We start from the raw sequence: 22,806 nt of genomic DNA, 5'->3' as shown, positions 1-22,806 counted from the left end.
GAAGCTGCGCTTCAGCGAGCTTGGCCCGGAGGGCCTCGGTTCGAACCGCATTGTTTATTTTTTTCGGAGGTTCGCATCCTTCCGGGCGCTTCAACGAAAACGCCCCGCACGAGGCGGGGCGTTTTCGTTGAAATGGCGCGCCCGGAAGGATTCGAACCTCCGACCGCCTGGTTCGTAGCCAGGTACTCTATCCAGCTGAGCTACGGGCGCGTTGCAAGCCGTGCATTATCTCAATTTTTGCGCGATTGTCAACCGGACGAGGCCCGTTTTCGGGCATCCAGGCGCGGGTGGATGAGTCTCCGAAACACCGGCGGCAGGAGCGCGATCGGGAGCATCGCCGAGTAGCCCAGCGGCAGTTGCGGGGCCTCGGGCCAGCTCCTGAGCTGGGTGAACGGGCGGCCGGGGTTGGCGTGGTGGTCCGAGTGGCGCTGGAGCTGGAGCAGCAGGCCGTTGCTCAACCAGAAATCGGAGTTCCAGGAGTGCTGCGGCGTCGGGCGCTCGTAGCGGCCGTTTTCGAGTTTCTTCCGCTCCAGGCCGTAGTGCTCGACGAAGTTGATGACCTCCAGCGTCGCCGCGGCGACCAGGCCCTGGGCGAAGAAGCCCAGCACGCCGATCCCGCCGGCGACGAACCAGGCCGTGACGGCGAACACCGCGACGACGGCGGTCCAGCCAAGCATCTCGTGCTTCCACCACGGCAGGTCCATCCGCTTCAGGCGGGCCGTTTCCAGCGTCCAGCCGTTGAGCGTGTTCCGGACCAGGGCTCTTGGGACGAAGGTGTACGGCGTCTGGCCGCGCCGGGCCGAGGACGGGTCGTGCTCGGTGGCGACCCAGACGTGGTGGCCGCGGACGTGCTCGATCTTGAAGGTCGCGTAGTTGACGCTCGACAGCAGCAGGCCGCCGACCGTGCGGTCGAGCCTCGATTTCCGGTGGATCAGCTCGTGGCCGACGTTGATCGCCATCACCCCGCCGACGTAGCCCAGCGACGCGATCCACAGCGCACCGGCCCACCACGGCATCTGCGGCAGCAGCCACAGGGAGCCGAAGATGGTGATCAGGTGCACCGGAAGGCACAGCCAGGGAATGAATCGGCGGTTCAGCCAGGTGTCCTGCGCGAGAACCGGCGGCGCGCGATCGCGGCCGATCAGCACGTCGGCGACCGGCAGCACGCCGTACAGCCAGACCAGTGGCAGCGCGGTGCACACGTAGGAGCCCGTGGCCTGCACCAGCCACCAAGCCGCCGGCATCAGCGCCGGCACGGTGAAGATCAGCCAGTAGCCGAGCGGCCGAAGCCGGGATTTCCGGCCGGAGGCATCCGGGGCCATCGTCGCGTCCATTGCCTGCTCCCAGCTGCTGTGCGCTCCGGATCAGTATAGACATGAACTGGCCGACCGGTCAATTAACGGGCTCGGTGCCGTGCACGACTCGCGGAAAGGATCGGGTACGGAATTGACCGGGATCAATCTTCCTGAAGATGTATCAGGGATACTTTTTGCAACCGCGCAAGAGGATCGTCCGGATGAAGGTACGAAAACCGCCCTCGCCCCTGCCGCTGGTCGCGGCGTCGATTCTCTTGGGGGTTCTCGTTCTCGCCACCGGCGGCACCCGCGCCGACGAGGCAGGCTGGTTCGCCGACGCGCGCTACCGCTTCGAGTGGGTCGATGAGCAGAGCTTCGACGAGGACGCGACGGCATCGACGCTGCGCAGCCGTCTCGCCTATCGCACCCCTCGCCACAACGGCTTCGAGTTGCTGGCCGAGCTGTCGAACATCGTCGCGATCGGCGCCGACGACTACAACGCCGGAGCTGGCGCCACGCCGAATCGCACCCGGTTCCCGGTGGTTGCCGACCCCGAGGACACCCGGCTGGCGCGCGCCTGGCTCGCCTGGACCTCGTCGGCCGGCACGCGCATCCAGGCCGGACGCCAACGCATCAAGCTCGACGACGACCGCTTCGTCGGCAACGTCGGGTGGCGCCAGAACGAGCAGACCTACGACGGCGTGACGCTGCGCCGAGCCATCGGCGACTGGTCTCTGTTCTATGGCTGGGTCGGCCGGGTCAACCGGATCTTCGCTTCCGACCTCGATGCCGGCCGGCACGACCATCGCACACACCTTCTGAACTTCTCCCGGGACCTGGCATCCGGCCACCGCCTGGCCACGTATCTCTACCAGATCGAGGATCGCGAGCAGCCGAGCTTGTCCAATCGCACGCTGGGGCTGCGCTACGCCGGCCGCACCGAGTGGGGTGAACGGCCGGTCCGCTGGCTCGCCGAAGCCGCGCTGCAGAGCGATGCCGGCGACGCCGCGCCGGTCGACTACTCGGCCGGGTACTTCCGGGTGGAGGTCGGCACGGTACTCGCATCCACGCTCTCGCCGCGAATCGGCTTCGAACGCCTGGGCGGCAGCCGTCGGCCCGGTCGCGCCTTCCGCACACCGCTGGCCACGCTGCACGCGTTCAACGGCTGGGCCGACCGCTTTCTGGTCACGCCCGACGGCGGCCTCGACGACCTGTACGCCGGGCTCGGCGGACGAGCCGGCCGATTGACGTGGCAGTTGACTGCGCACGAGTTCCGCGCCGAAGCCGGTGGCGACCGCTACGGCCGGGAGCTGGATGCCTCCCTGGTCATCCCGCTGTTCGAGTCGACCTCGCTCCTGATCAAGGCGGCGCGCTTCGAAAGCGATTCCGCCGCGTTCCGGGACGTCACCAAGGTCTGGACGCAACTCTCGGTGGCCTGGCCCTAGTGCCGGCCGCCGACGTTCGTGGCACGTGGGCCGCATTTGAAGTGCAGCCGGCGCGCTTGTTAAGGTGAATTTGTAAGTCATCAATCGGGAGTCCGAAATGAAATCCGAAGCTTCGAACCTGTTGCATCCGCGCATGCGTGCGCTGGGCTGCGCCGCGATGCTGGCGCTCGGCGCGCCGCTCTGGGCCCAGGACACCGCCGTACACGACGCCGAAGTCGCCAAGGGCAGCGCAACCGGCGCCGAGGCCTCGGAAGCGGCCTACTCCGCGCACTGCGGGGCCTGCCACCAGCCATCGGGCCAGGGTCTTGCGGGCGCCTTTCCGCCGCTGGCCGGCAATCCGAACGTCACCGGTGACCCGAACTACGTCATCTCGACCGTGCTCAACGGCCGCCAGGGCGAGCTGGTCGTCGACGGCGTCACCTACAACGGCGTGATGCCGCCGATGCAGCACATGACCGACGAGGAAATCGCCGGCGCCGTCAACCACGTGCTGACCGCCTGGGGCAACGATGCCGAGCCGGTTTCACTGGACGATGTCGCTCGACAGCGCAGCCAGCTCGGCCAGACCGACCGCGCCGAGGGGCAGCGTCATCCCAGCGTCACCGAAGGGCAGATGAAGTACCAGGGCACGCCGACCACCGTTCCGCCCGGCGAAATGATCACCACCCCGGGCGCACCCGATATCAGCGAGGCGGAATTCACCCAGTCGCAGCAGCTCTACTTCGAACGCTGCGCCGGCTGCCACGGCGTATTGCGCAAGGGCGCGACGGGCAAGCCGCTGACACCCGACATCACCCAGGAACGCGGCACCGCCTTCCTCGAGGCGTTGATCAACTACGGCTCGCCGGCCGGCATGCCCAACTGGGGAACTTCGGGCGAACTCACCGCGGACGAGATCAACGCGATGGCGCGCTTCCTGCAGCACGAGCCGCCGGATCCGCCCGAGTTCGGTATGCCGGAGATGATGGAGACCTGGAACCTGATCGTACCGGTCGAGGATCGACCCACCGAACCGCAGTCCGAGCGCAATTTCCAGAACTTCTTCGCCGTCACGCTGCGTGACGCCGGTCAGGTCGCGTTGATCGACGGCGACACGAAGGAGATCGCGGCCATCATCGATACCGGCTACGCCGTGCACATCTCGCGCACATCCAGCTCCGGCCGCTACATCTACACCATCGGCCGCGACGGAAAGATCGATCTGATCGACCTCTACTACGAGACGCCGACCAAGGTCGCCGAATTGAAGATCGGCCTCGAGGCTCGCTCGGTCGAAAGTTCCAAGTTCGAAGGCTACGAAGACGAGATCGCGATCGCCGGAGCCTACTGGCCGCCGCAATACGTGTTGATGGACGGCCTGACGCTGGAGCCGCGCCGCATCGTCTCGACCCGCGGCATGACCGTCGACACCCAGGAATATCATCCCGAGCCGCGCGTGGCGGCCATCGTTTCGTCGCACGAGCACCCGGAATTCATCGTCAACGTGAAGGAGACCGGCAAGATTCTGCTGGTCAACTACGCCGACCTCGACAATCTTCAGGTCACGACGATCGATGCGGCGCGCTTCCTGCACGACGGCGGCTGGGATCGCACCAATCGCTATTTCCTGACCGCGGCCAACGAATCCGACCGCATCGCCGTGGTCGATGCGCGTGATCGAGAACTCGAAGCGCTGATTCCCGTAGAGCGCATTCCGCATCCGGGCCGTGGCGCCAACATCATCCACCCGGAGTACGGACCGGTCTGGGTCACCAGCGCGCTGGGCAACGCCAACATCACGATGATCGCGACCGATCCCGAGGGCCATCCGGAGCACGCCTGGCAGGTCGTCGAGGTGCTCCAGGGCCAGGGTGGCGGTTCGTTGTTCGTCAAATCGCACCCGGAATCGAGCAATCTCTGGGTCGATACACCGCTGCACCCGGACGCTGCGGTCAGCCAGTCGGTCGCGGTCTTCGACGTCAACGATCTCGACGCCGGTTACGAAGTGCTGCCGATCGCCGAATGGGCCGATCTCGGACCCGGCCCGAAACGCGTGGTCCAGCCAGAATACAACCAGGCCGGCGACGAAGTCTGGTTCTCGGTCTGGAGCGGCATGGAAGAAGAGTCGGCGATCGTGATCGTCGACGACGAGACGCGTGAACTCAAGCACGTGATCAAGGGCGATGAGGTCATCACCCCGACCGGCAAGTTCAACGTCTACAACACGGTGCACGAAGTCTACTGAAGCCTTCGCATCGCTTTCGACCCCGGTTCGCGCGCCGCGCGGCCGGGGTTCCTTTCTTTCGATTCGCCGAAGTTCTCGGTGCCGCATCCGGCATCGGCCTGGAGACCATGAACCATGTCTGAACGAACATCCGAAATTACCGTCGCCTTCCTCACTGCCCTGGTCATCGGGCTGGCGAGCGGAAGCGTCAGCGCCCAGCAGAACAGCGAGCGGGCCGATCAGGACGCGCTTGAAATGGACGTGGTCACCGTCGTCGCCTACCGGCAACCGCGCGCGCTCTCTGAAGTGGCCGGCACGGTCACGGTCATCGGGCCCGAGCGGATCGAGCGCGACCTGGCGCTGGACCTGCCGGGCCTGGTCCGCTACGAACCCGGCGTCGAGGTCGACGGCGGCGGCACGCGCTTCGGCTTCGGCGGCTTCCGGATCCGCGGCGTCGGTGGCAATCGCACGGCGCTGCTGGTCGACGATGTGCCGGCAGCCAATCGATTCTCGGTGGGTAACTTCGCCGACTCCGGTCGCGGGCTGCTGGAGCTGGGCCTGGTCGAACGCGTCGAAATCCTGCGCGGTCCCGCCTCGACGATCTACGGAAGCAAGGCGCTCGGCGGCGTGGTCGCCCTGTCCCTGATCGATGCCGACGACCTCCTGTTCGGCACCGACCACGCGACCCGAGTCGGCCTGTCGGGCGCCAGCGATTCCGATCGCCTGCGCGCGACCGCGGCCACCGCCGTGCGCAGCGGCCCCTGGTCGGGCCTGCTGGCCGCATCCGTCCTGCACGGCAGCGAGACGGACGTCGCCGACCGGCCGACCGGCACCCCGCTCGATCGACTCGATCGCGAACAGCAGGCCGCGCTGGTCCGCCTGACCCGCGATACGCCGCTGGGGCCGGTGCGGATGACGTTCGACGCGGTCCGCGAAGAACGCGACGCGGACCTCCGCGCCCTGCTCGGCACCGGCCGATTCCGCAACACCACATCGCTGCTCGGCGACGATCGCAATCAGCGCATCCGACTGCTGCTCGACCAGCAACTGGCGCCATCGACCATCGCCGACCGCGGCCAATGGCGGGCGTGGTACCAGGTCTCTGATACGCGCCAGGACACGCGGGAATCCCGGCCGTTGGCCTCGAATCCGGTCGACCTCTTCCGCCGCTTCGACTTCCGCGAGGACACGCGCGGCTTCGGCATCGATCTCGAAAAGGATCTCGATCTGTTCGACCGCGCGCATCGCCTCGGCTACGGGCTGGAACTGCAGGAAAGCGAACTTCGACAGCGCCGCGACGGACTCCAGACCTCCCTGGCCGACGGCACGACCACGGACGTGGTCCTGGGCGAAGACTTTCCCTTGCGCGACTTCCCGATCACCGAAGTCGTCGAATTCGGCGCCTACGTGTATGACGAAATCCGTCTCTGGAACGGCGGGCCGATGCTCAGCCCGGGCGTTCGCTTCGAATACTACGAGCTCGACAGCCGGTCGGACCCGCTCTATGCAGACGCCTTTCCCGACACGCCACTGACCGATCTCGATACCACGGCCTGGGCACCCCGACTGGGCCTGGTCTGGCCACTGGCCGACGGCCTCGAAGGCTTTGCCCAATACGCCCGCGGCTTCCGCTCTCCGCCGTTCTCGGACGTCAACATCGGCCTGGACATCCCGATGTTCAATATCCGGGCGGTGCCGAACCCGAACCTCGATCCCGAGCGCGGACACACGCTCGAAGCCGGCCTTCGCTATCGCAGCCGCGCGCTCCGCGCCGAGCTGGCCGTCTTCCGCAATCGCTACGAGGACTTCATCTCCACGCGCGCCTTCGTCGGCGTCGACCCGTCCACCGGCACGCTGCTGTTCCAGTCGATCAATCGCGAACGCGTGCGGATCGAGGGCGCCGAGTTACGCGCCCGCGGAAATCTGCCGGGGCCGTTCGCACTGGACGTGGCCGCCGAATGGCTGCGCGGCGAAGACCGAGAAACCGGGCGCTCGCTGCCCGAGGTCGGCCCGCCGCAAGCCGTCGTCGCGCTCGACTACGATCCCGATCCCCGCTGGCGAGTCCGCCTGGCCGCCACCCTGACGCGCGACCAGCGCCGGCTCGTGGATGAAGACGGCGAAGCGCTGTTCTCGGCCCCGGGGTCGACCGTGATCGACCTTCTCGGCCAGTGGATGCCGTCCGCCGACCTTTCCATCAGCCTCGGCCTGTTCAACCTGACCGACGAGTGCTACTGGAACCACGCGAACGTGATCGGACGGCAGCCCGACGACCCGGTCCTGCCGCTTCTCGCCGAGCCCGGCACGTCCGTCCGCGCCATGGTCGACTGGTCGTTCTGACCCGCCGGGGGCATGATGGACGGCACTCCTCGACGAGGCCGTCACGATGTCCCCGGAAACCGTGTTCGAGATCACCAACCCGCCGGCCCTGGTCGGCTGGCTCCTGCTGCTGTTCGCGCTGCTGTTCGCGCCGCTGATCCCGAAGTGGTCCGACCGGATCGCGGGCTACGCGATTCCCGCCCTGCTCGCGCTGGTCTACGCGGTGATGCTGGTCACCTATGCGCCGGACGGCGAAGGCCGCTTCGGCAGCCTGAACGAGGTCATGTCGCTATTCACCGTTCCGGGCCTGGTCATGGCCGGCTGGCTGCACTACTCGGGGAGCCTCGTGACCACGCTGCGAGGTCGCGACGGAGTCTTTGCGGGGTCGGCCGTGCTGCACTGAGCAAGCGTGGTTTGGTGATTCCAAATGAGCGCGATCAGACAGTGCGGCAGCCCCGCAAAGGCCCGTCCCTTCGGCTTCGGCCGGAGAAGCCGCATCTCGCGGCTTGCAGCCCTCGGCCGTGGCGACGGCCACTGTCACTCCGGCCGCAAACCACGATCTGCGGCTCCTCCGACCCAAACGCGCTCCTCGCAGCGTGGTCACGAGGCTCCCGGAGCTTCGATCTCTTCATCGGCGGCTGGGAGGTTCGCACGGCCCGGCGCGAAGGCATCGCACACTGGATGGTGATCCCCTTCCTTGCGCTGACGCTGTTCGCCGGCCCGATCGGACTGCTGCTGTTCCTTCTGCTGCAGTGGATGGTGCGCGCACGCCGGACGCCGGAGGCGCAGCCAGCATGAACAGGTGCGGGCCGGAGCAAATCGCTGCGACCATTGCCGCAACTCCCGCGTCAAGCCCTGAGTTCCGCAGACCAGCGAGCAGCCGCATGTCTGGACGCACAACCGCTTTGCTGATTCAGGCCCTTACCCTGCTCGTGCTCACCAGCACGGCGATTGCGATCGATCGGGAAAAGCTCGACCTGCTCCAGATGCTGCGCGACGAACACGCGGCCCAGTCCAATACCGGGTACGTGTTCCTGATGGCGCACGAGGGCGAGGTCGTCCTGGCCGACCATGCAGGCCTGGCCGTGGTCGAACACCAGGTGCCGATGGAGCGGAATTCGCGCTTTCCGGTGATGAGCATCACCAAGGCCTTCATCGGCACGGCACTGGCCGTCGCGGTCGACCGCGGCCAGGTCGATCTCGATGCACCGATCGCGGAGTACCTGCCGGATTACCCCGGTGACGGGGCCGACCGCATCACGCTGCGCATGCTGGCGGCGCACACCTCGGGTATCCCACACACCGGGCACCCGGATCGTCGGGCGCTGTATGCGCAGCATTTCGACGACGCGACCAGCGCGATCGGGGTCTACGCCGATCGCTCCTTGGCCTTCGAACCCGGCAGCGACTACCTCTACTCCAGCTCGGGCTACAACCTGATCGCCGCGGTGCTGGAGGCCGTGCACGAGCTACCGATCCAGCGAATCGTGGGGCGCGATGTGCTGCAGCCGCTCGAGCTTGTCGACACGGACCACGGCAGCGTCGAGCGGCCCGCATCGCGCCTGGTGCGCAACTACAGCCACATCGATCTCTGGACCTATGCACCCTCGGACGACCTGCTGCAGGTTCCGACCTGGGACTTCAGCTACAACCACGGCGGCGGAAACATGGTCTCCAGCGCCGACGACCTGCTGGCGTTCGGGCAGGCGCTGCTGGACGAGTCTCCGTGGTCGGAGGACCTCAAGGGCTACTGGACGAGCCGCGCCGTGCCGGAGCGCTCGCGCTGGTCGCTGGGCTGGATCCTCGGCGAGGACGACGCTGGACGGCGGACCGTCTCGATCACGGGCGCGACCCCGGGCGTGCAGGCCGCGCTGTACGTCTATCCGGACCACGAACTCGTCTTCGTGGCCCTGGCCAACTGCTGGGGCCGCGACTCGGCCGACGCCGACCTGGTCATCGGCGCGCCGCAGCGGATCGTCGACCGCTACCTGGCGTCGCTGGAACCGAACCCCTGAAACGAAAACGCCCCGCACGGGGCGGGGCGTTCTCAGCGTTACGCGCGGAACCGCGCGAACGTGGCCGCGATCAGATCGCGACGACGTTGGACGCCTGCGGGCCCTTGGCGCCGTCGGTCACGTCGTAGGTGACCTTCTGACCTTCGGCCAGGGTCTTGAAGCCCGATCCGGTGATCGAGCTGAAATGGACGAACACGTCCTTGCCGCCGTCGTCCTGCGCGATGAAACCGAAGCCCTTGGCTTCGTTGAACCACTTCACGGTACCCGTTGCATTGCTCATTGAATCTCTACTCTCTTTCAAAAATGGATAAAAACCGGGGCCCGAAGGCGAAAACCCGGGTGCTGCAGTCCGTACCGGTTCGGCACGGGGTCTTCAGGAGATGGAGAAATTCGAAGGGCAATCTCGAAACCGCCTTGTCGGGCCGGGCAGCGCGAAAATCGCGGGCCGGCAAGTCGAGCAAGGTGGCTGGAAGGTACTCTGGAAAATCAACCACGGCTGACATGCAGCGCCGTGCACTATACGCTCTTTTTCACTGGTTGCGCGAATTATTTTCGCGTCCGAGTTCACCGACCCACCGCAGCCGGACCGTGGGCCCGACCTCAGCGTCATTTTCTCAAGGCATCTTCAATCCTTGGCCTTTCGAGGCGTCGCCGCGCCCAGGAAACCGGAGCGGGCGCGGGCCGGCCAACCGCCGACATCGTGTTCAGTCAGCGGGGCTGAGCTTCAGCAGCCGTCCCCGGCTGTCCGCGCGCTCGTCCTCGAGCACCCAGAGACTGCCGTCCGGCGCTTCCTCGATGGCGCGGATCCGCGCGCCCATGGCATAGCGCGCGTACTCGGACGCCCCGTCCCCATCGAAGCGGATGTGCACGATCGCCTGCGAGGACAGGCCGGCCGCGAAGGCGTCGCCACGCCAGTCCTCGAACAAGTCGCCGCCATAGATCATCAGGTCGCCCGGCGAAATGACCGGTGTCCAGGTGATGACCGGCGCGGCGAACTCCGGCCGCGTGTCGTGGTCGGGGATTTCACGGCCGTCATAGTGGTCGCCGTTGGAAACGAGCGGGTAGCCGTAGTTCTCGGCGCGGACGATGCGGTTCAGCTCGTCGCCGCCGGCCGGGCCCATCTCGATCACCCACAGCTGGCCGTCGGCGTCGAAGGCCATGCCCAGCGGGTTGCGGTGACCCAGGGTCCAGATCTCGTCGTAGGGCCCCACGCCGTCGACCAGCGGATCCTGCTCGATGTAGTTCACGAACGGGTTGTCCTCGGGCGCCGAACCGTCCTCGTTCAGGCGCAGAATCTTGCCGATATTGCTCTGCATGTCCTGGGCCGGCGTGAACTTCTGCCGGTCGCCGGAGGAAACCCAAAGGAAACCGTCGTCGTCGAAGGCCAGGCGATGACCGTAGTGGCCGTCATCGAGCACCTTCGGATACTGGCGCCAGATCACCTCGACGTCGGTCAGCCGGCCGCCCCGCTCGCCGAGCTCGAGCACGCCGCGGGCAACCGCGGCGCCGCGCGTGTCGCCGACCCCGCTCTCGGCGTAGCTCAGGTAGATCATGCCGTTGTCGGCGTAGTCCGGATGCAGGACGACATCGCCGAGCCCGCCCTGTCCACGATAGTCAACGTCGGGCAGTCCCTCGATCGGCGAGGACATCGAACCCTCCTGGGTCACCACGCGAAGATTGCCGCTCTTCTCGGTCACCAGCATCCTGCCGTCGGGCAGGAAGGTCAGCGCCCAGGGCTGGTCGAAGGACGCGATCGGCTCGACCGAGAACGGGAGGTCGTCCTGTGCGTGTGCGGAGACGACGAGCAGCGCCGCAAGGAATGCGAGGAAAGCGTATCGCTTGGTCATGGCAGGCCTCTGGGAGATGGTTTTGGCGACCACTGTACTCCAGCCCCGTGGGCAGGCCGGTCGACGTGGAAGCTAACGGTGGGCGGGGCGGCCAAGCCGGGCCCGTTCGAGCCGGGCTTCGCGTCCGTGACACCCTCTCCGCCAGATAAAAAACCCCGCGGATGAGGGGCCTTTCGAAAGGCGGGTGGGATGACTCGCGCTGCGCGCTCGTGAGCTCGCCGCTTCGCGGCTCGGTTCGAACGGGGGTTCGCATCCGGGTCACCCTCTCCGCCAGGCACGAAAAACCCCGCGTTCGCGGGGCGTTTCGAAAGGCGGGTGGGATGACTCGCGCTGCGCGCTCGTGAGCTCGCCGCTTCGCGGCTCGGTTCGAACGGGGGTTCGCATCCGGGTCACCCTCTCCGCCAGGCACGAAAAACCCCGCGTTCGCGGGGCGTTTGATGAGGCGGGTGGGATGACTCGCGCTGCGCGCTCGTGAGCTCGCCGCTTCGCGGCTCGGTTCGAACGGGGGTCCGCATCCGGGTCACCTTCTCCGCCAGACACGAAAAACCCCGCGTTCGCGGGGCCTTTCGTGTCTGGCGGAGAGGGTGGGATTCGAACCCACGAAGGGCTTTCACCCTTGCCGGTTTTCAAGACCGGTGCATTCAACCGCTCTGCCACCTCTCCGGTGAACTGAATTGTGACCGAACCGGCGGCTCTCTGCGAGCCGCGAGACCGGTGCATGGACTGCGCGCCTGCGGCGCTTGCCCTACGCTGCGCTCCGGGTTGCTCCGGCCGCTGCGCGGCCTGCACATCGAGCTCGCTGCGCTCGGTTCAACCGCTCTGCCACCTCTCCGTATTCTGGATTGTGCCTTATTCGGCTCCGAGCCGCTGACGGGTCGAAGAAACTGCAATTCTGCGGGCCTCGGTTCGAACCCGGGTTCTCATCCCCTCCTCGTCGTTAGAAACGAAAAAACCCCGCATCGCGGGGCTTTTCCGTTTCTGGCGGAGAGGGAGGGATGGACGGCGCGACTGCGTCGCTTGCTCTTCGGGTGCGAGTCGCGCTGCGCGCGATCGCATCGAGCTCGGCCTTCGGCCTCGGTTCGAACCCCTTGTTCCGATGGGCTCAATTGCCTCTCGCAGATCGAAGCATCCTGAGAAGGTTCGGCTCATTCGAGCCTGCAGGGTTCGAACCGCCATCCCTCTTCGGTAGAAATGAAAAGCCCCGCACGGGGCGGGGCATTTTATTTCTGGCGGAGAGGGAGGGATGGACGGCGCGACTTTGTCGCTTGCCCTTCGGGTGCGAGTCGGGCTGCGCCCGATCGCATCGAGCTCGGCTCTGCGAGCCTCGGTTCGAACCGGGGGGTTCGCATCCGTAGTCTCCCTCTTCGGTAGAAATGAAAAGCCCCGCGCGAGGCGGGGCATTTCATTTCTGGCGGAGAGGGAGGGATTCGAACCCTCGGTACGGGGTTACCGTACACTCACTTTCCAGGCGAGCCCGTTCGACCACTCCGGCACCTCTCCGTAACTGCTCCAAATTGTCTCGCCACCCGGTCGATTGGGGGCGTCCTCCGGCCGGCGATCCTGCGGATCGCGAGAGGGAGGATGGCTGAAGCTGCGCTTCAGCGAGCTCGGCCCTGAAGGGCCTCGGTTCGAACCCTCGGTACGAGATTACAAGTCCCGTACCGTATTCGGCGAGGCAGGCGAGCCCGTTCGACCACGCGAGCACCTCTCCGAAACTGCACAACATCTCGCCACCCGGTCGATGGGGGCGTCCTCCGGCCGGCGATCCTGCGGATCGCGAGAGGGAGGGATGGCTGAAGCTGCGCTTCAGCGAACTCGGCCTTCGGCCTCGGTTCGAACCCTCGGTACGAGATTACAAGTCCCGTACCGTATTCGGCGAGGCATGCGAACCCGTTCGACCACTCGAGCACCTCTCCGAACCTGGGCGCTCCGACTTCCGCCGAAACGCAAGTCGAGCATTATAGCGGTCGAGCGGCCCGGTGTCATTCCCGGAGGCGCTCCAATTCAGTCGCCCCTGCCCTTCTCGAAGACGAAGATGCCCCAGGTCAGGTACCCCTTCTGGCCGCCTTCGATCCAGTGAGTCAGGCCGGACTTCATCCGTTCGATGTAGGCGCCGCTGACCCCCTTCTCTCGCAGGTCGCCCTCGTTCTCGATCAGCACCTCCCGGACGCGCGCGTAGTGGCGGGCGAGTTGGTCCGGGTGTTCGTCGAAGTGCATTTCGGCCAGCCCGAGCCGGCCCAGGGTCTCGCGATAGAACGCCGGCGACGCCAGGGAACCGAGGTGGATGCGGTCATAGATCGGCTGCAGGCGATCGGTCGGCGCGTCGTCGGTCTGCATCGGGTCGGTGAAGATCAGGCGCCCGCCGGGCTTCAGCACGCGGGCGGCTTCGGCGCAGACCGTCTCGCGGTCGCCGGAGTGCAGGATGGCGTCCTGGGACCAGACCAGGTCGAACTCGGCGTCGCCGAAGTCCAGGGCGGTGAAGTCGCCGTCCACGACTTCGATGTTCCGCTCCAGGCCGGCTTCGAGATTCATCCGACGATTGCGCTCGTTCTCCACCTCGGCGAGGTTCAGCGCCACGCAGCGGCAGCCGTACACCTCGGCCAGGAAGCGCATCGAGCCGCCGTAGCCTGCGCCGAGGTCCAGCACGCGCGTGGCCGGGGTCAATGCGCCGGCCAGTTCGGCCATCCGCCGCACGGTGCGCCGGCTGGCCTCGGCGATTGGCTCGGCAAGCTGCTCGTTGTCGGCCTCGTACAGGCCGACGTGGATGTCCTCGCCGCCCCAGACGTGGAAATAGAAGGTGTCGGCGTCGGCGCTGTTGTAGTAGTCGCGCGCCGTCTCGACCGCCTCGGTGTATCCGGTCTCGTTCATGCCTCCCCCGCCCCGTCGATCGGCTGGTCACCTGCATCCTCGATGGTCTCGTGGCCCTCGTACCGCTTCTCGGCGACGTGGATGTAGAAGTCGGGCGCGTCGGAACGCCCGGTGTCGCGGGCACGCTCGTCCTCGAAATCGGCATAGGTGTGGACTTTCTGGAAGCCGACGTCCTGCATCAGCTTGCGGGTGTAGTCCCGGCGGATCGGGCACATGTTCAGGTGATAGACCGAGCCGTCGGGGAACTCGTAGCGAAAGCGGGCCAGGCCCTCGTCCACGTGCTCGGGCTCGGCGCTGACCTGGTTGCCGCAGTAGTAGTACTTGTGCTTGGTCGAGAAGCCGTCGTCGAGGATGGCGTCGTAGTTGCGCTGGTCGAGGATCAGGCAGCCGTCGTGCTTGAGCACGGCGTAGAACTCGGCCAGTGCCTTGCGCCGATCGCGCTCGGAAAACAGGTGGTTGAAGGAGTTGCCGAGGCAGATCACGGCGTCGTAGCTGGCGTGCACGTCCCGGTTCAGCCAGCGCCAGTCGGCCTGGATCGTGCGCAGGATGTGCCCGCGCCGCTTGCCGTTCTCGAAGGCCTTGGCCAGCATTTCGGCCGACCCGTCGACGCTGCAGACTTCGAAGCCCTCCTCGATCAGGCGGACGGAATGGAACCCGGTTCCGGTGGCCACGTCGAGCACCCGCTCGGCGCCGCGCTCCTTGAGCAACCGGATGAAGAAATCGCCCTCGCTTTCGTAGCGGGCGTCCCAGTCGATCAGTTCGTCCCACTTGTCGACGAACTGCTCGATGTACTCGTGCCGGTAGTGATCGGACTCCCGGACTTCGACGGGATCTTCGCCGAAATCCTGCCGAACGGTTCTTTTATTCGCTGAACTTGATGCCAAAGTAGAATTGATGACTACCTCCTCGCCGATGCGGGATCAGGGCTACGGTCGTCATGCGGGCCGTACCGGGCCCGGCACGGCCACGGGATCCGGACGCGCGACTGCGCGGGCCCGCTCCGTGCGGTGGTTCCGGTTTGGCTTCTCGGGATGCATGACGATCGCTGGCGGAGCGACTCGGCGCGGCGGCCAGACCGCGTTCGTCGACCCGTCGTTTCGCGAAAACGCCGACCGCTCGCCGCGGCGACGTCCATTCACCATACCAGCCGGTCGGCCGACTTTCAGCCCGGGGGGTTCGACTCCGGCGCGCTCAGCCACGCCAGCAGCTCGTTCAGCGCGGCGTCGTCGGCGCGCTGCTCGCCATCGATCACGGCCCGGAACCGGGCCGCCTGGCGCTTGCCCTCCTCGACGCCCCACTGGTCGAAGGGATTGATGCCCCAGCGCACGCCCAGGAGGTAGGTGGCGTGCTCCCAGAGGGCCAGCAGTTCGCCGAGTGCGCGTGCATCGGGTCGGCGAGTCAGCAACGTGAGGACAGGGTTCCCACCGGGCAGGACCCGCTGTGCGTCGTCGTCGTGGCAACCGAGCGCAAGCGCGCGGGCCTGGCCGAGTAGATGCGCCAGCTGCTCCTGGCCGAAGCCATGCGCACTGTGCGATGCATCGGCCGCGCCGACCAGCAGCATCGGGTGACGCTGCAGCCCCTGGTGCACGGTCTGGAACAGCGAGTGCTGGAGATCGGTGCCGGCCCCACCGAAGACCAGCGGCGACGAGGGGCCGGCCAGGTCGTTACCGTCCGCGTCCACGCGTTTGCCCAGGCTTTCCATGATCAGCTGCTGCAGGTAGCCGGCCAGGCGACGGTAGGCAGGCTCGTAGGCGACCACGCCCAGGGTACCGAAACCGTGGTCGCGGATCAGGCCGTCGATCGCTTGCGCCAGGCGTCCGGCGAGCGAACCGGTCGGGTCCGAGGACACGGCATGGTCCGCAATGGCCGCACCGTCGAGAAACTCGGCCCAGCGCGCCGGGCCGATGGCGGCCGCGGCAGCCAGGCCGATCGAAGACCAGACCGAGAATCGCCCGCCGACCGACGCGTCGAAGGGCAGCACGTGCGCGTCTTCGACCCCCCACTCCGCGGCTCGCTCGGGACGCGCTGTCGCCGCCCAGGTCCGCTGGGCCCAGTCGGCGCCGAGCCAGGAACGCACGGCCCCGGCCTGCAGCAGCGTTTCGCGCGTGGAAAAGCTCTTCGACGCGACGACCAGGCCTGTCGTGGAGGGGTCCAGGTCGTCGAGCTGGCGGGTCAGCGCGCGATCGTCGAGCGTCGATAGCCAGCGAACGTCGACCGCGGACTCCTGCCGGTCCAGGGCGTCGAAGACCAGGCGGGGCCCGAGGTCGGAGCCCCCGATGGCGACGTTGAGCAGGGTCCTGACCGGTGTGCGGCCGGCGTACAGGGCATCCGCGGTCTCCGCGAGGCGTCGCTGGTCGGCACGGATGGACTCGGGCCGCCCGCTCCCCTCGCGGCGGAGCCACGGATGAAGCGCGGCACGCTGCTCGGAGGCATTGACGATCTCTCCGGAGAACAGCCGGCGCACGGCTGCGGTCTCGTCGACCGGGGGCTTCGCGGCCCAGTCCGCAACCGGGATCGGGGTCAAGCTGGCGTCGAGGCGCCAGCGGCCGCTCTCGGCGACCATGGTCGTCGAGCGCCCGGGCTCGGACTCGAGCAGGCGAGCGATCGGGTTGCCGCCCGAACGGGCATGCGAAGTGTTGTTTTTTTGCGACACGGCCGGGTTCCGGGGTCGCGGACGCCGGATCAGGCGGCCTGGACGGGAATTTCGCCGGCGATCCGGGCGACTCGGTTGTCACCGTCGGGGTAGACCAGGCGGGGCCGGTGAGCGTCGGCCTCGGCGCTGTCGTACTGCCCGTAGGCGCAGATGATCAGCAGGTCGCCGACCGAGGCCTTGTGGGCCGCGGCGCCGTTGACGCTGATCGTGCCGCTGCCGGCCTCGGCACGGATCGCATAGGTCACGAAGCGCTCGCCGTTGTCGACGTTGTAGATGTGAATCTGCTCGTATTCCCGGATGCCCGAGGCCTCGAGGAGGTCGTCGTCGATCGCGCACGAACCCTCGTAGTGGAGCTCGGCATGGGTCACGGTGGCCCGGTGGATCTTGGCCTTCAGTAGATTCAACTGCATCGCTTGTTCCTGTGCAGAACGCCTGCGTTCGGTCGGAAATGTCTAGATGGAGGCCTTCACCGCAAAAAAAAACCTCTCCCCGGTGAGGGGGAGAGGCAGCGTGTCGGAGTGATGTACCTCAATTCGCGCCCTGACCTTGATCGCCGTTGCTGGAATACCAAGGTTCGTGGTAACTGTACCACAACTTTTCGGCATTTCCAACCCCGATTTGCGATTTAGCGACGTGCTTGTGGCGAAATTGCAACATTGTCGATCAATCGCGCCCCGCCGAGCCTTGCGGCGGCCAGCAGGCGGAGGGGATGACCCGCCGGCGGACCCAACGACCGGGCGTCCCGGAACTCGACGTACTCGGTGTCGAACCCCATGGCGTCAAGACGCTCTTTTCCAGACTGCGCGAGGGCCGAGAAAGTTCCCGCAGGCGCGTCTTCGGGCAGTGTCCGGGCCCGCCGGGCGAGCTCGAGCAGCGTCGCATGCAGGCCGGGCGCGACGGCCCGCTCGCGTTCGGTCAGGTAGCGGTTGCGCGAACTCATGGCCAAGCCGTCGGCCTCGCGCACGGTCGGCCGCCCGATCATCTCGATGCCCAGGCCGAAGTCCTCGACCATCCGGCGGAGAATCGTCAGCTGCTGGAAATCCTTCTCGCCGAACACCGCGGCGTCGGGCCGCACTCGGTGAAACAGGCGCAATACGACATTGGCCACGCCATCGAAATGACCCGGCCGATGCGCGCCGCACAGGATGCCGCCCAGCGATTCGGACACGTGCACCGAGAAGCCGGCGTCCGGGCCGAGGGGGTAGAGGTCGTCGATGGCCGGCAACCAGACCGCGTCGCAGCGTCCGGCCAGGCGGGCGAGGTCCTCGTCGACGGTGCGCGGATAGCGATCGAAGTCCTCGTCCGGGCCGAACTGGGTGGGATTGACGAAGATACTGACCAGCACCCGGCCGCCGGCCTCGCGGGCCGCGTCGATCAGCGCGACGTGGCCGTCGTGCAGGTTGCCCATGGTCGGCACGAAGCGGACCGGACCGGCGGCCGCATCGCGCCACGCGGCCAGTTCGGCAGTGTTGCGCAGGACCTGCGGGCCGGCCATGTCAGTCGCCGTAGCTCTCGGCCGGGCCGGGGAAGGACCGGGAGCGCACGGCCTCCACATAGGCCGACAACGCCGCCGGGATCGTCCCCGAATCGGCCATGAAGTCGCGCACGAAACGCGGCACCCGCTCACCGCCCAGGCCCAGCGCGTCGTGCAGCACCAGCACCTGGCCGTCGACTTCGACGCCGGCGCCGATGCCGATCACCGGGATGCTCAGCGAAGACGCGATCTCGGCGGCCAGCGACGACGGCACGCATTCGAGCACCAGCAGCGACGCGCCCGCGTCCTCGAGCGCGCGCGCCTCTCGCCGCAGGCGGTCCCGGGCTTCGGCTTCCCGGCCCTGGACCTTGTAACCGGACAGCTGGTGCACCGATTGCGGCGTCAGGCCGAGATGGCCGCAGACCGGCGTGCCGTGCTCGGTCAGGCGACGCACCGCGTCGAGCACGGGCGCCCCACCCTCGAGCTTGACCATTGCGGCACCCGCCTGCATCACGCGGCGCGCCGATTCGACGGCCGCGTCGACGCCGGCATAGCTCAGGTACGGCAGGTCGGCGACCACCAGCGCGCGCTCTACGCCGCGGCGGACGCAGGCGGTGTGGTAGGCCATGTCGTCGACGGTGACCGGGACGGTCGTCGTCCGACCCTGCACGACATTGCCGAGCGAGTCGCCGACCAGGATGCAGTCGACGCCGGCGGCATCGACCGCTCGGGCCAGCGTGGCGTCGTAGGCGGTCAGCATGGCAATCGGCGTGCGCTCGCGCTTCAGCGCGGCCAGCGCCTCGATCGTCACCGGGCGACTCATGCCGTCGGCTCCCTGCGGCCCTCGACGTCCTCCGGATCGGTCTCGGGATCTTCCTCGGGCACCCGATCGATGCCGACCGGCCCCAGTTCGGCCAGCAGCGCATCGACCCGCCCCCGGGGCAGCTCGAGCCTCGGCTCCAGGTCGCACAGCGGCTGCAGCACGAAGGCGCGCTCGTGCATCCGCGGGTGGGGAACGGTCAGCCTCGGCGTGTCGATCTCCAGCCCGCCGAACCAGAGGAGGTCCAGATCCAGCACGCGTGGCCCCCATCGGTGCTCGGGGTCGCGGACGCGGCCGGCTTCGGTCTCGAGCCGCTGCAGTTCGTCGAGCAGCGCCTCGGGATCCAGCGCCGTGCGGAGTTCGGCCACGGCGTTGACGAAGTCCGGCTGATCGGTCTCGCCCCAGGGTGCGGTGCGATACAGCGGGGACCGGCGTCCCGGCTCCGTGTCGGGCAGTCGGCCGAGCGCGTCGATCGCGTCGAGCACCCGGCGTGCGGGGCCTCCCAGGTTGCTGCCGATGCCGACGAACGCGCGGGTCATCCCTGGGGTGAACCCGGATTCTTCTTGCGCTTGCGCGGAGGGTTCTTGCGCGGGCCGCCGAAGATCATCTCGTTGCGCGTTTCGTCGTCGACCTCCTGGACCTTCGTCCACCAGTCGGCCATCTCCTTCAGGTCCGGGTCCTCGAGCGCCCGGAGAAGCAGGAAATCGTACGCGGCGCGGAATCGCTTCTCGCCCAGCAATCGTGCGGCACGCTTGCCCCGCCGGCGCTCGAAGCGCGGCTGGAACATCCAGATCTCCTTGGCCATGGTCGAGAAGCGCCGGTGCACCGCGACATTCTTCGTGTACCGATCGAAGACCTTCTCGCCGGCGGCGGCCAGGGCCTCGACCGGCGGCTGGCCGTTGTCGATGCGTCGCCGGGCCTCGGCCTGCGCCTTGGGCCAGAACAGGGCCGCGAACAGGAATCCGGGCGTGACCGGCTTGTTCTGGGCGACCCGCTCATCGGTGTTCTTCAAGGCTTGTTCGACCAGCACCGGAGGCGCCGAGGGGTCGGCCAGCAGCTCGGGAAACAGCGGCTCCCACAGCCCGTAGCGGACCAGCCCCCGGAAGCCTTCCCAGGCCCGGCCGCCGAGCAGCAGCTTGAGCAGCTCGTCGAGGAGGCGGGCCGGCGGAATGTCGGCCAGCAGCGGCGCGAGCTCGCGGATCGGCGCCTCTGTGGCCGGGTCCAGCTCCATGCCCAGCTTGGTCACGAAACGGACCGCGCGCAGCATCCGCACCGGGTCTTCGCGGTAGCGGGTCTCGGGGTCGCCGATCATCCTCAGCCGGTTGGCCAGGATGTCGTCGTAACCCCCCACGTAATCGAGAATCGTCTCCGTGGCCGGGTCGTACATCAGCGCGTTGGCGGTGAAATCGCGCCGCATCGCGTCCTCGGCGACGCTCCCGCCGTAGACGTTGTCGCGCAGGACGCGACCGCCCTTTTCGACCGAGCGGTCACCGTCCTCGTCGCCGTCCTCCGCCAGGCCGCGGAAGGTCGCGACTTCGATGATCTCGCGGCCGAAGCGCACGTGGGCCAGGCGGAACCGGCGCCCGATCAGCCGCGCGCTGCGGAACACGCCGCGCACTTCCTCCGGCGTGGCGTCCGTGCCGACGTCGAAGTCCTTGGGGGAAACGCCGAGCAACAGGTCGCGGGCGGCGCCGCCGACGACGTAGGCCTTGAAGCCGGCTTGCTGGAGGCGTTCCGTGACCTGGGTCGCTTCACGGCTGATGGACTTGCGCGCGATGCCGTGCTCGGACCGCGGAATTTCTCGAAGTGAGGTGCTCAATGGGTATACTGCTTCATGTAGGAAATGGGCGGGGTGGCTGACGCCAGCCGCAGGTTCGCGATCCGGATCGGTATCCATATCGACAGATCGTGCAGCGCGCTAGTCTACCACCGCAGAGGCCTCGATCGCCCCGCGCCTGCTCCGCGCCGAACCCGACCGAGCCCCAAGCCAGGACGCGATCCGCCATGACTTTCGTGGTTGTAGAAAACTGCATCAAGTGCAAGTACACCGACTGCGTGGAGGTGTGCCCCGTCGATTGCTTCCACGAAGGCCCCAATTTCCTGGTCATCGACCCGGAAGAGTGCATCGACTGCACGCTGTGCGAACCGGAATGCCCGGTCCAGGCCATCTACCCCGAAGACGACCTGCCGGCCGATCAGCAGGATTTCCTGCAGATCAACGAAGAACTCTCGCGCGAGTGGCCGGTGATCACCGAGCGCAAGGACCCGCCGCCCGACGCCGAGGAGTGGGAAGGCAAGGAGAACAAGCGGGAGCTGCTGGAGCGCTAGTCGCCGGACTCCCGTTTCCGGAACCGTGTCCTTCGCCCGCAAGCGGCCTCCAACAGAAGGGCCCTGATCGAAGCCTCGGGCCTGTTGGAGGGCGCTTGCGCGCGAACCGCTCTCTCCGACCCCACCCTTCGCCCGCAAGCGGCCTCCAACAGGAATTCCTTCGATCTTGCCGGAGAGCGCAGCCATTGGCCGACTGTGGGAGTGAGCTTGCGAGCGAACAGGCCCCGGCCCCGGATTCGCTCGCAGGCTCACTCCTACAGTCACCGCCTTCGGTCAGCGCACGAGGATTCCGAGCACCGGACGGCGCAGGCGCTTCTACAAGAAAAATCGGTTCAGGGCGTAGCGAGCAAGGTCGCTGCCGGTGACGCCCGGAGCGCAGGAACCGGAATGCTGGGGACTGCCCGCGGCCCCCGCGTTCTGTTGCGGCTTCCTCGGGCGGCGCGCTCTCGAACCCGGCGTCAGTCTTGCGTCCTCGACGTGGGGCCTCCCACGCCTCCGGCGAACTCCATCCACCGACTTCAAGATCACACCACCCGAGAAACCCTCACGACGAAGCGCGGACCACGGACAGTCCCTGGGTGCATGAGAATTTCGAGCACCAGGTACGCAAACACAGCTACGGGGAAATCGCCGTAGCGCGTCGCGAGCAAGGGTGCGGTCAGCGACCGCCGGAACGGAGGAACCGCAGTGCACTGGGATGCGCATGAGTATTCCGAGCACCCGACGGCGCCGACGCTTCTACAGGAAAAATCGGTTCAGGGCGTAGCGAGCAAGGTCGCTGCCGGTGACGCCCGGAGCGCAGGAACCGGAATGCACTTGGATGTGCATGAGGATTTCGAGCACCGGACGGCGCCGGCAGCGACCTGCGCAGTAGCCCTGACCCGATTTTTCAGCCCAGGCGTTGCTGGAGGCGGCTGAGCACGAACTCCGCTCGCTCCATCGGCACGATGTTCCCCGCCTCGTCGAAGATCGCGACCCGGGTCGTGCGGCTGGATTCGGGCTGGACTTCGAACTGGTAGGTGCCGGAGAAGTCGATGAATTCGGGCGCCGACCAGAACAGGACCACTTTCTGGAAGAAGCCGCGCTTGGCGACCACGATCGGATCGTGCTCGAACGCGACGCGGTAGCGACGCTCGTCGGGCAGCACGTCCTGAACCGCCATCTCGCCGCGATTCAGCGCGAAACCGAGGCGTCGCCAGACGCTGGCCGGCTCGTCATCGACCTGGAGGTACAGCCCGTTGGACCCGAACAGGATGCGCGAGCGAGCGCGCTCGGCCTCGGCCGAGGTCAGCACCTGGGGCGGCAGCGATTCATCGCCCTGGGCGGCCAGTTCCGGCAGGGAATAGCCGGGAATCTCGAAGATCGGGCGAACTTCGGGCTCGGACAGGTCATCGGGCACTTCGATCGGCGCGATCTCCTCGCTGGAGACATAGGCCGGCCGCTCGGGGCGGAGGAAGCAACCGGCCAGCAGCGTCAGTGACAGCAGGGCCAGGATGCGGAATACGGTGGTCTGAGTGGAAATCGTCGTTCCCCTGTTGGATT

At 67.1% G+C, this 22,806-nt stretch carries 19 protein-coding genes and 3 tRNA genes; 7 read left to right on the top strand and 15 right to left on the bottom strand.

All coding sequences use genetic code 11. The features are described 5' to 3' along the window. Positions 1–133: 133 nt before the first annotated feature. Together KUV67_08845 and KUV67_08840 are read right to left on the bottom strand one after the other, a co-directional pair. A tRNA-Arg gene (locus tag KUV67_08845) sits at positions 134–210 on the bottom strand. A gap of 38 nt (positions 211–248) precedes the next feature. After that, positions 249–1,334, bottom strand: coding sequence for an alkane 1-monooxygenase (locus KUV67_08840; GenBank protein ID MBY6204984.1), 1,086 nt, complete (start codon positions 1,332–1,334; stop codon positions 249–251). 182 nt (positions 1,335–1,516) lie between these two features. On the opposite strand from KUV67_08840, the gene KUV67_08835 reads away from it, so the two are divergent. From KUV67_08835 to KUV67_08810, 6 genes are all read left to right on the top strand, one after another. After that, positions 1,517–2,740: an alginate export family protein gene (locus KUV67_08835; GenBank protein ID MBY6204983.1), complete on the top strand. Its 1,224-nt coding sequence runs from the start codon at positions 1,517–1,519 to the stop codon at positions 2,738–2,740. A 157-nt stretch (positions 2,741–2,897) separates the two neighbouring features. Then, positions 2,898–4,964, top strand: coding sequence for a c-type cytochrome (locus tag KUV67_08830; GenBank protein MBY6204982.1), 2,067 nt, complete (start codon positions 2,898–2,900; stop codon positions 4,962–4,964). A gap of 114 nt (positions 4,965–5,078) precedes the next feature. Next, positions 5,079–7,280: a TonB-dependent receptor gene (locus tag KUV67_08825; GenBank protein MBY6204981.1), complete on the top strand. Its 2,202-nt coding sequence runs from the start codon at positions 5,079–5,081 to the stop codon at positions 7,278–7,280. 46 nt (positions 7,281–7,326) lie between these two features. After that, positions 7,327–7,662, top strand: a complete 336-nt coding sequence (locus tag KUV67_08820; protein ID MBY6204980.1) for a DUF4281 domain-containing protein — start codon at positions 7,327–7,329, stop codon at positions 7,660–7,662. 41 nt (positions 7,663–7,703) lie between these two features. Beyond that, on the top strand, positions 7,704–8,057 hold the full coding sequence (locus KUV67_08815) for a DUF4281 domain-containing protein (protein MBY6204979.1): 354 nt from the start codon (positions 7,704–7,706) through the stop codon (positions 8,055–8,057). An 86-nt stretch (positions 8,058–8,143) separates the two neighbouring features. Next, positions 8,144–9,274 carry a beta-lactamase family protein gene (locus KUV67_08810; protein MBY6204978.1) on the top strand — a complete coding sequence of 377 codons (1,131 nt, stop codon included), beginning with the start codon at positions 8,144–8,146 and terminating at the stop codon, positions 9,272–9,274. Positions 9,275–9,344: 70 nt separating this feature from the next. Here the strand turns inward: KUV67_08810 and KUV67_08805 are convergent, their stop codons facing one another. From KUV67_08805 to pcnB, 12 genes are all read right to left on the bottom strand, one after another. Further along, on the bottom strand, positions 9,345–9,554 hold the full coding sequence (locus KUV67_08805; GenBank protein MBY6204977.1) for a cold-shock protein: 210 nt from the start codon (positions 9,552–9,554) through the stop codon (positions 9,345–9,347). A gap of 424 nt (positions 9,555–9,978) precedes the next feature. Next, positions 9,979–11,121, bottom strand: coding sequence for a PQQ-dependent sugar dehydrogenase (locus tag KUV67_08800; GenBank protein ID MBY6204976.1), 1,143 nt, complete (start codon positions 11,119–11,121; stop codon positions 9,979–9,981). Positions 11,122–11,694: 573 nt separating this feature from the next. Then, positions 11,695–11,784, bottom strand: a tRNA-Ser gene (locus tag KUV67_08795). Between the two features lie 746 nt (positions 11,785–12,530). Further along, positions 12,531–12,621, bottom strand: a tRNA-Ser gene (locus tag KUV67_08790). 504 nt (positions 12,622–13,125) lie between these two features. Next, complete coding sequence (locus KUV67_08785) at positions 13,126–13,989, bottom strand: methyltransferase domain-containing protein (GenBank protein ID MBY6204975.1); 864 nt, start codon at positions 13,987–13,989, stop codon at positions 13,126–13,128. Continuing rightward, positions 13,986–14,873 (bottom strand): class I SAM-dependent methyltransferase, encoded by an 888-nt coding sequence (locus tag KUV67_08780; GenBank protein MBY6204974.1) that lies wholly within the window; start codon positions 14,871–14,873, stop codon positions 13,986–13,988. The genes KUV67_08785 and KUV67_08780 overlap by 4 nt, the downstream gene beginning before the upstream one ends. Positions 14,874–15,151: 278 nt before the next feature. Then, positions 15,152–16,642: a hypothetical protein gene (locus KUV67_08775; protein MBY6204973.1), complete on the bottom strand. Its 1,491-nt coding sequence runs from the start codon at positions 16,640–16,642 to the stop codon at positions 15,152–15,154. A 29-nt stretch (positions 16,643–16,671) separates the two neighbouring features. After that, positions 16,672–17,052, bottom strand: a complete 381-nt coding sequence (locus tag KUV67_08770) for an aspartate 1-decarboxylase (GenBank protein MBY6204972.1) — start codon at positions 17,050–17,052, stop codon at positions 16,672–16,674. 215 nt (positions 17,053–17,267) lie between these two features. Then, complete coding sequence (gene panC, locus KUV67_08765) at positions 17,268–18,137, bottom strand: pantoate--beta-alanine ligase (GenBank protein MBY6204971.1); 870 nt, start codon at positions 18,135–18,137, stop codon at positions 17,268–17,270. A 1-nt stretch (position 18,138) separates the two neighbouring features. Beyond that, positions 18,139–18,939 carry a 3-methyl-2-oxobutanoate hydroxymethyltransferase gene (gene panB, locus KUV67_08760; protein ID MBY6204970.1) on the bottom strand — a complete coding sequence of 267 codons (801 nt, stop codon included), beginning with the start codon at positions 18,937–18,939 and terminating at the stop codon, positions 18,139–18,141. Then, a complete protein-coding gene (gene folK, locus KUV67_08755) occupies positions 18,936–19,475 on the bottom strand; it encodes a 2-amino-4-hydroxy-6-hydroxymethyldihydropteridine diphosphokinase (GenBank protein MBY6204969.1) in 540 nt (179 codons plus the stop codon). The genes panB and folK overlap by 4 nt, the downstream gene beginning before the upstream one ends. Next, complete coding sequence (gene pcnB, locus KUV67_08750; protein MBY6204968.1) at positions 19,472–20,833, bottom strand: polynucleotide adenylyltransferase PcnB; 1,362 nt, start codon at positions 20,831–20,833, stop codon at positions 19,472–19,474. The genes folK and pcnB overlap by 4 nt, the downstream gene beginning before the upstream one ends. A gap of 107 nt (positions 20,834–20,940) precedes the next feature. Here pcnB and KUV67_08745 point away from each other — a divergent pair, with 107 nt between their 5' ends. Beyond that, entirely contained in the window at positions 20,941–21,264 is a 324-nt protein-coding gene (locus KUV67_08745) for a ferredoxin family protein (GenBank protein ID MBY6204967.1), read from the top strand. 889 nt (positions 21,265–22,153) lie between these two features. Here the strand turns inward: KUV67_08745 and bamC are convergent. Then, positions 22,154–22,663 (bottom strand): outer membrane protein assembly factor BamC, encoded by a 510-nt coding sequence (bamC, locus tag KUV67_08740; GenBank protein MBY6204966.1) that lies wholly within the window; start codon positions 22,661–22,663, stop codon positions 22,154–22,156. Positions 22,664–22,806 lie beyond the last annotated feature (143 nt).

The sequence above is a fragment of the Halomonas denitrificans genome (genome assembly GCA_019800895.1).
Lineage (GTDB): Bacteria > Pseudomonadota > Gammaproteobacteria > Xanthomonadales > Wenzhouxiangellaceae.
Note: the sequence above shows the minus strand (reverse complement) of the source record. Positions and strands in the feature narration are given on the sequence as shown.

Excerpts from the sequence above, each read along its gene's own strand:
- KUV67_08840 (MBY6204984.1), bottom strand. The coding sequence starts at position 1,334 with ATGGACGCGACGATGGCCCCGGATGCCTCCGGCCGGAAATCCCGGCTT.
- KUV67_08835 (MBY6204983.1), top strand. The coding sequence starts at position 1,517 with ATGAAGGTACGAAAACCGCCCTCGCCCCTGCCGCTGGTCGCGGCGTCG.
- KUV67_08830 (MBY6204982.1), top strand. The coding sequence starts at position 2,898 with ATGCTGGCGCTCGGCGCGCCGCTCTGGGCCCAGGACACCGCCGTACAC.
- KUV67_08825 (MBY6204981.1), top strand. The coding sequence starts at position 5,079 with ATGTCTGAACGAACATCCGAAATTACCGTCGCCTTCCTCACTGCCCTG.
- KUV67_08820 (MBY6204980.1), top strand. The coding sequence starts at position 7,327 with ATGTCCCCGGAAACCGTGTTCGAGATCACCAACCCGCCGGCCCTGGTC.
- KUV67_08810 (MBY6204978.1), top strand. The coding sequence starts at position 8,144 with ATGTCTGGACGCACAACCGCTTTGCTGATTCAGGCCCTTACCCTGCTC.
- KUV67_08805 (MBY6204977.1), bottom strand. The coding sequence starts at position 9,554 with ATGAGCAATGCAACGGGTACCGTGAAGTGGTTCAACGAAGCCAAGGGC.
- KUV67_08800 (MBY6204976.1), bottom strand. The coding sequence starts at position 11,121 with ATGACCAAGCGATACGCTTTCCTCGCATTCCTTGCGGCGCTGCTCGTC.
- KUV67_08785 (MBY6204975.1), bottom strand. The coding sequence starts at position 13,989 with ATGAACGAGACCGGATACACCGAGGCGGTCGAGACGGCGCGCGACTAC.
- KUV67_08770 (MBY6204972.1), bottom strand. The coding sequence starts at position 17,052 with ATGCAGTTGAATCTACTGAAGGCCAAGATCCACCGGGCCACCGTGACC.
- panC (MBY6204971.1), bottom strand. The coding sequence starts at position 18,137 with ATGGCCGGCCCGCAGGTCCTGCGCAACACTGCCGAACTGGCCGCGTGG.
- panB (MBY6204970.1), bottom strand. The coding sequence starts at position 18,939 with ATGAGTCGCCCGGTGACGATCGAGGCGCTGGCCGCGCTGAAGCGCGAG.
- folK (MBY6204969.1), bottom strand. The coding sequence starts at position 19,475 with ATGACCCGCGCGTTCGTCGGCATCGGCAGCAACCTGGGAGGCCCCGCA.
- pcnB (MBY6204968.1), bottom strand. The coding sequence starts at position 20,833 with ATGGATACCGATCCGGATCGCGAACCTGCGGCTGGCGTCAGCCACCCC.
- KUV67_08745 (MBY6204967.1), top strand. The coding sequence starts at position 20,941 with ATGACTTTCGTGGTTGTAGAAAACTGCATCAAGTGCAAGTACACCGAC.